The organism is Flavobacterium anhuiense (assembly GCF_050990855.1).
Classification (GTDB): domain Bacteria; phylum Bacteroidota; class Bacteroidia; order Flavobacteriales; family Flavobacteriaceae; genus Flavobacterium; species Flavobacterium anhuiense_C.
The window spans coordinates 3,556,196-3,567,802 of the sequence record NZ_CP158861.1; the positions used below are offsets into that span (position 1 = coordinate 3,556,196).

10 protein-coding genes are annotated in these 11,607 nt (G+C 34.8%); 5 read left to right on the forward strand and 5 right to left on the reverse strand.

Translation table 11 applies throughout. The features are described from left to right. Positions 1-89: 89 nt before the first annotated feature. The 4 genes from ABTV69_RS15770 to ABTV69_RS15785 form a co-directional block, all read right to left on the reverse strand. Positions 90-1,526, reverse strand: coding sequence for a TolC family protein (locus ABTV69_RS15770; RefSeq protein WP_433830406.1), 1,437 nt, complete (start codon positions 1,524-1,526; stop codon positions 90-92). Beyond that, a complete protein-coding gene (locus ABTV69_RS15775; RefSeq protein ID WP_433830408.1) occupies positions 1,516-4,722 on the reverse strand; it encodes an efflux RND transporter permease subunit in 3,207 nt (1,068 codons plus the stop codon). Before ABTV69_RS15775 ends, ABTV69_RS15770 begins: the two co-directional genes overlap by 11 nt. Positions 4,723-4,743: 21 nt before the next feature. Further along, positions 4,744-5,826, reverse strand: a complete 1,083-nt coding sequence (locus tag ABTV69_RS15780) for an efflux RND transporter periplasmic adaptor subunit (RefSeq protein WP_433830410.1) — start codon at positions 5,824-5,826, stop codon at positions 4,744-4,746. A 145-nt stretch (positions 5,827-5,971) separates the two neighbouring features. Continuing rightward, positions 5,972-6,364, reverse strand: a complete 393-nt coding sequence (locus ABTV69_RS15785) for a hypothetical protein (protein ID WP_433830412.1) — start codon at positions 6,362-6,364, stop codon at positions 5,972-5,974. Between the two features lie 366 nt (positions 6,365-6,730). On the opposite strand from ABTV69_RS15785, the gene ABTV69_RS15790 reads away from it, so the two are divergent. After that, on the forward strand, positions 6,731-8,089 hold the full coding sequence (locus tag ABTV69_RS15790) for an NAD-dependent succinate-semialdehyde dehydrogenase (RefSeq protein WP_433830414.1): 1,359 nt from the start codon (positions 6,731-6,733) through the stop codon (positions 8,087-8,089). 73 nt (positions 8,090-8,162) lie between these two features. On the opposite strand, the gene ABTV69_RS15795 is transcribed toward ABTV69_RS15790, so the two are convergent. Beyond that, positions 8,163-8,765: a hypothetical protein gene (locus ABTV69_RS15795; protein ID WP_433830416.1), complete on the reverse strand. Its 603-nt coding sequence runs from the start codon at positions 8,763-8,765 to the stop codon at positions 8,163-8,165. A gap of 190 nt (positions 8,766-8,955) precedes the next feature. Between ABTV69_RS15795 and ABTV69_RS15800 the strand changes: the two genes are divergently transcribed. The 4 genes from ABTV69_RS15800 to ureA all read left to right on the forward strand — a co-directional run bounded on the left by ABTV69_RS15800 (position 8,956) and on the right by ureA (position 11,601). Then, the gene (locus ABTV69_RS15800) at positions 8,956-9,654 is read left to right on the forward strand and encodes a DUF1826 domain-containing protein (protein ID WP_433830418.1); all 699 of its coding nucleotides are present in this window, start codon (positions 8,956-8,958) and stop codon (positions 9,652-9,654) included. Between the two features lie 250 nt (positions 9,655-9,904). Continuing rightward, the gene (locus ABTV69_RS15805) at positions 9,905-10,372 is read left to right on the forward strand and encodes a response regulator (protein ID WP_433830420.1); all 468 of its coding nucleotides are present in this window, start codon (positions 9,905-9,907) and stop codon (positions 10,370-10,372) included. 189 nt (positions 10,373-10,561) lie between these two features. Next, the gene (locus tag ABTV69_RS15810) at positions 10,562-10,954 is read left to right on the forward strand and encodes a hypothetical protein (protein ID WP_433830422.1); all 393 of its coding nucleotides are present in this window, start codon (positions 10,562-10,564) and stop codon (positions 10,952-10,954) included. A gap of 344 nt (positions 10,955-11,298) precedes the next feature. Further along, positions 11,299-11,601 (forward strand): urease subunit gamma, encoded by a 303-nt coding sequence (ureA, locus tag ABTV69_RS15815; RefSeq protein ID WP_198857246.1) that lies wholly within the window; start codon positions 11,299-11,301, stop codon positions 11,599-11,601. Positions 11,602-11,607 lie beyond the last annotated feature (6 nt).

Here is an 11,607-nt window from a genome sequence, read left to right on the forward strand (position 1 = left end):
TCAATCCTTTTGAAACCGAGTTATAAAGAAGAAAAGGAGATCGGTTTTTACAACTGATCTCCTTTTCAAAAAATAAAAAATAAAAACTATTAATTCCAGCCGCCTCCCAATGCTCTGTAAACATTTACGAAGGCATTCATCTGCTGTTTTTTGGTTTCGATAAGTTCGAACTTAGATTCTAAAGCATCTTTCTGAGTCAAAAGTACTTCCATATAATCTGCGCGGGCAGAACTAAACAAGTTGTTCGAAATTTGAACAGATTCGTTTAAGGCATCGACTTGTTTTGATTTTAAATCATAACTCTGAGCAGTATTCTGAATTTTAGATAACTGATTAGCAACTTCTACGTAAGCATTTACTAAAGTTCGTTCATAATTGTAAACCGCCTGAATTTGTTTAGCACCAGCACTAATATATTCTGCTTTAATAGCATTTCTATTAATTAAAGGAGCAACCAAATCGCCCGCTAAAGAATACAATAAAGATTCTGGAGAAGTCAATATATACTTCATATTAAAAGCTTCATATCCAATTCCTGCTGAAATGCCAAGTGAGGGATAAAATCTAGCTTTTGCGGCTTTAATATCCAGTTTTGCAGCTATTAATTCCATTTCTGCTTTTTTAATGTCTGGACGATTTTCCAGAAGCTGAGACGGTACTCCTGCATGAACATCTGCAGGAACTAAAGTGCTGAAAGTACTGCTGTTTCTAGCAATTTTTTGAGGAAAACGTCCTAAAAGGAAATTGATTTTATTCTCCGTTTCCGTAATCTGCTGCTGAATGTCAAACTGCAGACTTTGCGTGCTTAAAATTTGAGCTTCAAATCTACGCACGGCTAATTCGTTAACTCTTGCCGCTTCTTTTTGAATTTTCACCACTTTTAAAGCATTGTTTTGAATATCAATATTTTGTTTGATAATTTCTAATTGATTATCCAATGCTAAAAGCTCGTAATACGAATCGGCTATTTCTGCAATCAAATTGGTGACAACAAAATTCTTTCCCTCAATAGAACCTAAATAACGGTTTAAAGCGGCTTTTTTTGCATTATGCAATTTGTTCCAAATGTCTATTTCCCAACTTGAAGTAAGCGCAAATCGAAAATTTGGAAGCGGATCTGGAGTTTCTTTGCCTGGCATAATCTCCGTTGTAGCTTCGCCCGAACCTGTACTGGTATATCGTCCAGATTTTGTAACATCAGCACCAGCAGCAAAACCTACAAAAGGCAGATATTCTCCTTTACGCGCTCTTACTTCGCTTTTTGCAATTTCAATTTCTTGAAGCGTAATATTCAATTCCTGATTGTTTTTTAATGCGATATCAATCAGATTTTCTAAATTTTCATCGGTAAAATAACTTCTCCATTTTACTTTTCCCGTATTTAGAGTGTCTAAACCGGTATTGGCATAGTTTTCAGGTACCGTTTTGTTTTCTGCTCTCTCCACAACAGCAGGTGTTTTACAGCCTGCTATGGTGAGTAATACGCAGGCAATACCTGCGTATTTTATATTTTTATTATTCTTCATTTTCCTCCGTTTGATTGTTTTTTGAAAAATCATCTACATGATGCATAAAATCATCAGATAATGAACTTTCTTCTTCTCCTTTAATTAATTTTCTGCCTTCTGCCATCGAACCAAAAATGTAATATAGTCCAGGAACTATAATTACCCCGAAAATGGTTCCGAAAAGCATTCCGCCAAGTGCAGAACCTCCAATAGTTCGGTTACCAATTGCACCTGCGCCAGAAGCAAAAATTAACGGAATCAAACCAGCAATAAAGGCAAACGAAGTCATTAAAATCGGTCTAAAACGAACTTTTGCACCTTCAATAGCCGCTTCGAGAATGGTAGCGCCCTGCTGATGTTTGAGGACGGCAAATTCGACAATCAATACGGCATTTTTACCGAGAAGACCAACCAACATAATTAATCCGATTTGGGCGTAAATATCGTTTTGCAAGCCCATCATTTGAAGAATGACAAACGAACCTAAAATTCCAACCGGAATTGATAAAATTACAGACAGCGGAATAATAAAACTTTCATATTGTGCAGCCAATACAAAATAAACGAATGCCAATACAACTAAGAAGATATAAAGCGACTCGTTACCTCTTCCAGCTTCATCATAAGAAAGACCTTCCCATGCAATATCATATCCTTTAGGCAGTGTTTTAAGCGCTGTTTCCTGTACCGCTTTAATGGCATCTGCCGTGGTGTATCCTTTTGCAGGCTGACCCTGAATAGCAGCAGAATTGTACATGTTGTAACGCGTGATCTCATTAGGCCCTTGTGTTTTCTTAAGCGTCATAAAAGCAGAGTAAGGCACCATTTCTCCGTGATCATTTTTCACAAAGAGATTCAATACATCTGACGGAAGTCTTCTGAATTTTGGATCTGATTGCACATACACTTTAAAGAAACGTCCAAATTTAATGAATCCTTGTTCGTACGTACTTCCAATTAGAATGTTGAGGTTTTCCATTGCTTTACCAATAGAAACGCCTTTTTGCATCGCTAAATCATTATTGATCTCCAATTCATACTGCGGATAATTGGCAGCGAAGAAAGTAAACAAACCAGAAAGCTCTTTGCGTTTGCCCAATTCTGCCATAAACTGCTTGTTGATTTTATCAAATTCCTGATAATTGGTACTGGTTGTTTTATCCAATAAACGCATAGAAAAACCTCCAGAAGAACCAAATCCAGGAATTGCAGGCGGTTCAAAAAACTCTACAACAGCCCCCAGATCTTTAGATTTCTTTTCTAACTCTTCCATGATTTCTGTAACAGAATGTTTTCTATCCGACCATGATTTCAAGTTAATCAAACACGTTCCGGCATTAGAACCACGACCTTCCGTCATGATTTCGTAACCTGCCAACGAAGAAACCGATTCTACACCTTCTACTTTTTCACAGATTTTCTGTAGTTTCTGAGCTACCTGATTGGTTCTTTCTAAAGTTGCTCCAGGGGGAGTTTGAATGATTCCGTAGATAGTTCCCTGATCTTCACTTGGAATAAATCCTGAAGGAAGCACTTTGTTTTCGATAAAGATAAAAGCACAGAACGCAATTAGAATTCCGAAAGTTAAAACTCTTCGGCTTACAATTGTTTTTAAGACCACAACATAACGGCCTGTAAGTCTTTCAAACCATCTGTTAAAAGCATCAAGAGATTTAGTCAATATATTTCCTTTTTTCTCTTTTCCGTGATTGTTTTTCAAAAGAATCGCGCATAGAACAGGAGTAAGGGTCAAAGCTACAATTGCCGAAATGATAATCGAACTTGACATGGTAACCGAAAACTGTCTGTAGAAAGTTCCAACTGGACCCGACATAAACGAAACGGGGATAAAAACCGATACCATAACGGCTGTAATGGCAATAATAGCGCCTCCAATTTCGCCCAACACTAATTTCACAGCTTGATAAGGCGTAATATGCGGAAATTCTTCAAACTTGGCATGGACGGCCTCGACGACGACAATGGCGTTATCAACCACAATTCCGATTGCTAATACTAATGAGAACAAGGTTACCAAGTTGATTGACATTCCAAACATCTGGATCACAAAGAAAGCTCCAACTAATGAAACAGGAACAGCAATAATTGGAATTAAGGTCGAACGCCAATCTCCTAAAAATATAAATACCACTAAGGCAACCAAAATAAAGGCATCTCTTAAAGTATGAACTACCTGATCAATAGAAGCATCTAAGAATTGCGAAACGTCATAACTAATTTTATAATCCATTCCTGGAGGAAAACTAGCTTTCATTTCTTCCAGCTTCGCTTTCACATCATTAATTACATCACTGGCGTTACTTCCGTAGTTTTGTTTTAATACAATTGCGGCAGAAGGATGACCATCAAGGTTTGAGTAGATGTCAAAGAATTCACTTCCAAGTTCTACTTTTGCAATGTCTTTTAAGCGAATGCTTTCACCTTCAGAATTGGCACGTACAATTACATTTTCATATTCTTTAGGTTCGTTGTATCGGCCTTTGTATGTTAGTACATATTCTAAAGACTGTGCTGCGATACCAGAACTTTGTCCTAATCGACCTGGACGCCCAATGATACTTTGTTCTTGCAAAGCTTCCATAACTTCTTCAACAGAAATTTTATAAGCTCGCATTCTATCAGGATTCAACCAAACACGCATGGCATATTTACGGCTTCCTAATATTTGAGTTCTTGCAACACCTTTTACACGGCTGATTTCTGGAATCATTTTTACGTCGGCATAGTTGTAGAGAAACTTCTCATCCATGCTTTTGCTTTTCGAATAAAGATTCACATACATCAACATACTCGGCTGAATAGGCGTAATAACAACTCCTTCACGCTGAACCAGTTCAGGTAATAATGGCATTACCTGATCGACTCTTGTTTTCACTCTAATTACAGCTTCATTAGGATCGGTTCCCGGTTCAAATATGATTCTAAGTGTTGCTTCTCCGGCACTCGTTGCATCTGTTGCCATATAACGCACACCTTGCGTACCGTTAAGCGAATTCTCTAAGGTAATCAAAGTCGACTTTACCAATACATCGGCACTAGCTCCTGGATAAGCAATAAAGATATTTACGGTTGTGGGCGCAATTTGTGGGAATTGCGAAATAGGAAGCTGCTTGATCGACAGCGTACCTATAAATACAATTATAATCGAGATTATAATTGCAAAAACGGGTCTATGTATAAATTTATTAAACATTTTTTTTTCTTTTAGATTCGGTTATTCTGCATATAGTTCTAAATTGGACAGAACCGATTGAGGTTTTACCACTTCGTAGTTTATTTTTTCATTTTCTTTTACAAGACGAAGCCCCTCTAAAAGGATTTTGTCATGAATAGACAATCCTTCTTTTATTACAAATAAATGCGGCATTTCTGCAGCAATTACAACCTCTCTAGATTTTACAGCATTGTTTTGGTCAATTACATACACATATTTTTTATCTAAAACCTCAAAAGTCGCTTTCTGCGGAATTAGCATTGCATTTTTCAAATCAATAGGCATTTGAATGCTTCCTGTTTCTCCGTGTCTCAATAATCTTTTCGGATTTGGGAAAGTAGCTCTAAAAGGTATGTTTCCAGTTTCGTTATCAAAATCAGCTTCAATGGTTTCTACAATTCCAGGATATTGGAATTTTTTATTGTTAGCCATTAATAGATTCACTTTCATTTTTCCACTTTTTCCTGCTTTTTCCTGATAGTCTAAATATTCAGATTCTGGAACATTGTAATACACCCACATTGAACTGTTGTCTGCCAGTTCTGTAAGCAATTCTCCTTCGTCAACCAAACTTCCTTGGCGAACGTGAAATTTATCGATGATTCCGTCAAAAGGTGCTCTGATTTCGGTAAACTGAAGATGCACTTTGCTTAAAGCCATTTCAGCATTTGCTTTTTCTAGTTTCGCTTTTGCCATTGCCAGTTCGTTTGGAGAAACCACCTTTTCGTCGGCTAGTTTTTTCGCGTTTTGGTATTCAATCGAACTGAAACTTACTTCTGCTTTCGATTTTTTTAATTCTGCCTCGTAAAGTGCAGGCATGATTTTAAATAACAATTGGCCTTTTTTAACCATTTGTCCTTCATCTACATAAATTTTTTCAAGATAACCGCGCTCTTGCGCTCTAATTTCAATATGTTGTATAGAGTGTATCTGCGATACGTAATCTTTTGTAATGGTAGTATCTTTTTCAATTGGAGTAGTAACCACAAATTTGGTTTTTTCCTCTTTTTCTTCTTCTTTTTTAGAGTTGCAGCCTGCAAAAACTAAGGCGCATAAAGTCATGATCATGAAAATTCTCTTCATAATTATTTCAGCATTAAAACGTAATTTATTTTTGATTTTTATGTGTAAAGACCGTTGGGAACAGGCCATAGAAGTTTATACCCATCTTTTTATGAGAGGATAAACCATAAAGAAATTAGCCGTTGGACAACAGCTGCATTAAAAATCAAATTCTGAAAACCTGAAGCAGTAGGTATACTTTATTATCAAGTAAACTGAAAATTTTACAGTCATTTACTTTTTTTGTAAAAGCGGTCGCAGAAACGACAAAATGATTACTGCTGTGAAAAATTAAGAAGTAATTGCTTTTTACAAGCTGTTTTTGAGCGGCCGAAAAGTTGTCTTCATTTTCTTCATTGTCAAACAGACATATTTTTCTTTTAAACGTTTCAAACAAACGACCTCTGTTTATTTGATGTGCAGTCGTACTATCTGTTTTGAAAATTAAAGAAGATGAAAAATCATTCACTTTTGAAGTAGCGGAGTGTGCATAAACAGTACCATATCCATTTAAGAGAATGGCAATTGAAAGTAAAAGTTTAGTGCACCAATTTTTCATAAGAGTCACAAATTTACACAAACCACGCCATAAAAACAATGCAGTGAATCTATATTAGTATAGGAAATATGGTTTTCCTATCAAACACTTGTAAAAATTCAGAATCCTATTGTTTTTTTGGGAGATAAAAATAATAAAGCAATAATTTGGCTTTTATGAATGTTGAAAAAAGGTTAAAATGAAAGCGTACTATGCTCAAACTCCTTAAAAAGTTTAAAGGGCGCTCTTAGTAAAGATGAAAAAGTAGCCCTAAATGTTTTTATTTTTGAAGACATTTCGAAAAAATAAATCAGCGTAGTACAATTAAAAATAAAATAAATTGTACCTTTTATATCGTTTTTGAAAAATACGATAAAAATTAAAAATATGATAAAGTCTATAAATCCTTATAATCAAGAGATTGTATATGAAGTTGCTGAATTTGATAGGAAAGAGGTAGAAAATGCAATTGATAAAGCAGATACTCAATATAAGATTTGGAAAGAAATTCCTTTTTCTGAACGTGCAGTTTTAATGAAAGCCGTTGGTCAAGAGTTAAAGAAAAACGGACGTGAGTACGCAGAGGTTATTACCCAGGAAATGGGAAAACCGATTACGCAATCAATAGCAGAAATAGAAAAATGTGCCGCTTTATGCGAGTATTATGCACAGAATGCCGAGAAGATGCTTGCCAATAAAATAATCGAAACAGAAGCGCATAAAAGTTATGTAAGCTACGAACCAATTGGAATTGTTTTGGCAATTATGCCTTGGAATTATCCGTTCTGGCAAGTTATGCGTTTTGCAGTTCCAGCACTAATGGCAGGAAATGTTGCTATTTTAAAACATGCCAGCAATGTGATGAAAAGCGCCATGAGTATTGAAAAAATATTCGAAAAAGCTGGTTTTCCTGAAGGATGTTTTACAAATCTTCCTATTGGCAGTAAAATGGTAGAAGAAATTATTAGAAATCCTAAAGTTAAAGCAGTTACGTTGACCGGAAGTGAAGCTGCAGGAAGAGCGGTAGCAGCAACTGCAGGAAATGAAATTAAAAAAACGGTTTTAGAACTTGGAGGAAGCAATGCTTTGGTTGTTTTTGCAGATTGTAATTTGCAGAAAACGGTTAAAACTTGTGTTCAAGCGCGTTTTCAGAATGCGGGACAAAGCTGTATTGCAGGAAAACGTTTGTTGGTAGAATCGTCTATCGCAGTAGAGTTTACAAAAGCTTTTATCGAAGAAGTTGGCAAACTGCGTTCGGGAGATCCTTTGAGTGAGAAAACTACAATAGGAACAATGGCGAGAGTTGACCTTGCTGAAGAATTAGAAAAACAGCTTCAAGATGCATTGGATAAAGGAGGAGAAATTTTGTTGGGAGGTAAAAGAAATAAAGCGTATTTCGAACCTACTATTATTGGAAATGTGACAACAGAGATGTCGATTTTTAAAGAAGAAATCTTTGGGCCGTTAATTGGAATCACGACTTTTAAAGATGAAAAGGAAGCTATAACACTTTCAAACAGTAGTCCGTTCGGACTTGGCGTGACAATCTTTACCGAAGATTTTGATAAAGCATTCCGATTGGTGCCAAAATTTGATGAAGGTGCCGTATTTGTAAATGAATTGGTTAAAAGCGATCAGAGATTGCCTTTTGGCGGAACAAAAAACTCAGGATATGGACGAGAACTTTCACAAGATGGCATTCAGGAATTTGTAAATAAAAAAACGGTTTACATTAATAAATATTAAGTTTTATTAAGCCAAACCAAGAAAAAAGAAAGGTGTTTGGAACTCTTAAACACCTTTCTTTTTTTAATGATTCTTATGAAGGATTAACTAAATCGGAATCAGGAAGATTAAAAGATCCTTCAGTTACTTCTACAACTTCTCCCGAACTGTTTGTAAGCTTTCCAGAAAATGTCCCTTTAATACCTTTTTCGCTAATAGATTCAATTTTTACTATAAAAACATCATTAGCATTTTGGGTGTTATAAACAATAGTGCCATCTTTTTTTTGAAGAGCATATCGAGCTATCATTTCTGGTTCAGTAGGAGTAGAATACGTACCTGCAGGAATATTTCCGCCAGTTCTCCATATTTCAAAATCTAAAGAATTAGGAGCAAGTTCGCCAGGAGTTTTAGGATAAGGTGTTTCAAATCCTCCAATTGTAATGTGTTCAAAACGACCATCGTTACCACTAAACTGAAAGTTGGCATCATAATAGTTTATTTTGCGACCATCCAAAGTAGCTTTAAAATAGTATTCAGATTGATTGTTATCTGATTCGCTATCATTGCTTGAGCAAGCTGAGAAAAGCACTGCTAAAACAGAAACATAAAAAAGTTGTTTTACAAAACGGGCTGTTTTATTCTTAAAAGAAAATGATTTCATTGCTTTAAAATCCTTGATATTACTAACTTTCATCCTATATGTATTTGAGTGGATAACAAAGTTACCAACGTCAAAAAGAGAAAACAATACCTGATTTCATGGTTATTTGCCAGTAAAAAAAGCTTTAAGAAAAACGGAAGAAGAATGCTTAAAATTAAAATTGCAAAAATGTTGGAAACAACGACTAATGCTTATTTTTGCATTCTACAGTAATATCCAAACTATGAATAATACATTTTCTCCTAACAAGCAAATTGGTGTCGTGTCTACTTTTTCTGAGCTTGTACATACCGATTTTAAAGGAGAAATGAATGCGTTATGCTGGTACAGAAATTTGGATGGAGATTTTAAAGAGATTGTAAATCAATTGAGTTTAAAGGAAAACATAACAGAAGTTTTTCCAAAAGACTTAATCGCACTTCAAGTATCAGAAAAAGGAAATATAGCAAGAGAAACCATCTTAAATGATTTGCAATTATTAACTGATTTTGGAGCTTCGCCTTCTCTTAATTTATTGAAATGTTATGAGCGTGACGACGAGTTTGATTTTATAGCTACTGATGTTTATTCATGGCATGTTGATCGTTCGCCTATTGCAACCGATACTTTTTTATGTACGTATCATGGAGCAGCAAGTGATATTGTTCCTAATTCTGAAGCAGAACAAAAAATAGCAATTCCAGAAATTCGTGCGAAACTAAAAGAATTGCATAATGGACCAGAAGAAGAGTTTGAAGATTTTTTAAAAGAGAATTACTTTGATTTGCATTATCAGCTACACGAGAATGCACAACCCATCAACTTAGGACAGATGCATCTTTGGCGTTTGGCTGTTGATCATCCCAAACAGCAAGTACAACCTTGCATTCATAGAGCTCCAAAAGAAAATGAGGGAGAATACAGGTTGCTATTAATTTGTTAGGATAAATTTTATTTCTCGTTATCCTTGTTTTTCAGTGATTTCAAAAATATAAATTGATGTGTTTTTTTCTTTTTAGAAATGTTATCGGATTTTATAATGTTTAAATAAGAAAAAAATCTTACATTTATGAGGCGTAACCATTTAAAAATCATTTTATTATTTGTTGCAAAATTTACAAAAGCTTATATTTCCTCCGGTATAATTTTTTGCAGATTTTTAAATTTTTATCTAACTGCATAATTTTTAAACTATGTTACAACAGAAGAACTTTTGTAGATTTATTTATTTAGCAGAGGATGATGAAGATGACAGAATTTTGTTTCTGGATGCCATCAAAGAACTTCATCCTGAAATCGTCGTGAAAGTATCAGAAGACGGGCAGGAACTTATAAATAATCTCCGTAATAAAGTATCGAGCATGCCCGAAATTATATTTCTGGATATTAATATGCCTTGTAAAAATGGTTTCGAATGTTTGAAAGAGATAAGAAGCGAAAGCAGTTTTAAAAGCATAAAAATTATTATGTTTTCTACTAGCAGCAGTATGCTACATATCGAATTGTCTCGTAAGCTGGGGGCTGACTACTATGCTGTGAAACCAGGTTCTTTTCAGGAAATTAGAGAGTTGCTTCGTGAAATAATGGCAATGGACTGGGAGAAAGCTTTAAAGACTAAAAAAGAATTTCTTTTGGTATCAAACAAAATAAATACGATCTAAAAAGAGGAACTATTTTTGGAAAGAAAAGAGCTGTACTCTTCATTTATAGAAAATGTGAAAATCATGTTAAAATTCTCTTTTTTGCAAATTTGGAAAAGAAAAGTCAAGATTTGTGCTATTCAATTGTATTTCAACCCTGCTAAATTTGCAGATATAAAAGGAACAATCCTTAATAATTGAAGTCTTCCGATGAAGTTAGCTTATTTTCTTTTTTTACAAATTTGTCTATTAACTATTCCAAATAGTTATAGCAATACTATTGTAAATAAGGTAAATAGCAATAGTACAATTAAGTCGGTTCTGGAGACTTCAACCCCATATAAAGCCGTGTTTGAAAAAGCACTTTCAGAATCTAATCCATTAAAATTTGTTTTATTGGAGAATACTTCTGAAACGGAGAAATGCAACAGTTCTATGCTTGCATCTCCGCTTAATATAAATGGTAAAAACTTAAGAGACAATTGTTTTGTTTACACAGAAAATGTAAAACTAAACAGTTTAGGGTTATTGGAAAGAAACATAACCCCTTTTAGAAACATGTCAAGAAATATCCTATTTCACAGCTTAAAAATCCACATTTAATTTTCTTTACTGCTTAATTCAAATTTAGCGCATGATGTCCTGATAAAAATAAAGTTTTTATGAGGAATGAAAAGACATGCCATTATTTTAATAGAAAGTAAAAAATACAAACTATTAAGTGCCTCATTACATTTTGCAGTAAATAAGACCATTGCAGGTCTTTGCATAAAAATGCAACACTAGATTTATCCCATTAGACTTTCTATTTGGAAAGGGCAATTACTGCCTTGATTTTACATCCCTTCATTTTATAATACCACATGAAAAGCTATAATTGATCTAATAGAGATTAGTTATACAGCTTTCGATGCCACACGTTATTTTTTAACTAAAATACTTTTATTATGCATTTAACACCCAGAGAAATTGAAAAGCTAATGCTGCATACAGCAGGCGAACTAGCTCAAAAAAGAAAAGCCCGCGGCTTAAAACTAAACTATCCAGAAACCATTGCTCTTATTAGCAGTGAATTGATGGAACGTGCGCGAGACGGCAAAACCGTAGCCGAATTAATGCAATATGGCGCGACACTTCTTCGTAAAGAAGATGTGATGGATGGTGTTGCGGAAATGATTCACGATATACAGATCGAAGCTACATTTCCTGATGGTACCAAATTAGTAACCGTGCACAATCCTGTGCGATAAACCTAA

Excerpts from the sequence above, each read along its gene's own strand:
- ABTV69_RS15770 (WP_433830406.1), bottom strand. The coding sequence starts at position 1,526 with ATGAAGAATAATAAAAATATAAAATACGCAGGTATTGCCTGCGTATTA.
- ABTV69_RS15775 (WP_433830408.1), bottom strand. The coding sequence starts at position 4,722 with ATGTTTAATAAATTTATACATAGACCCGTTTTTGCAATTATAATCTCG.
- ABTV69_RS15780 (WP_433830410.1), bottom strand. The coding sequence starts at position 5,826 with ATGAAGAGAATTTTCATGATCATGACTTTATGCGCCTTAGTTTTTGCA.
- ABTV69_RS15785 (WP_433830412.1), bottom strand. The coding sequence starts at position 6,364 with ATGAAAAATTGGTGCACTAAACTTTTACTTTCAATTGCCATTCTCTTA.
- ABTV69_RS15790 (WP_433830414.1), top strand. The coding sequence starts at position 6,731 with ATGATAAAGTCTATAAATCCTTATAATCAAGAGATTGTATATGAAGTT.
- ABTV69_RS15795 (WP_433830416.1), bottom strand. The coding sequence starts at position 8,765 with ATGAAAGTTAGTAATATCAAGGATTTTAAAGCAATGAAATCATTTTCT.
- ABTV69_RS15800 (WP_433830418.1), top strand. The coding sequence starts at position 8,956 with ATGAATAATACATTTTCTCCTAACAAGCAAATTGGTGTCGTGTCTACT.
- ABTV69_RS15805 (WP_433830420.1), top strand. The coding sequence starts at position 9,905 with ATGTTACAACAGAAGAACTTTTGTAGATTTATTTATTTAGCAGAGGAT.
- ABTV69_RS15810 (WP_433830422.1), top strand. The coding sequence starts at position 10,562 with ATGAAGTTAGCTTATTTTCTTTTTTTACAAATTTGTCTATTAACTATT.
- ureA (WP_198857246.1), top strand. The coding sequence starts at position 11,299 with ATGCATTTAACACCCAGAGAAATTGAAAAGCTAATGCTGCATACAGCA.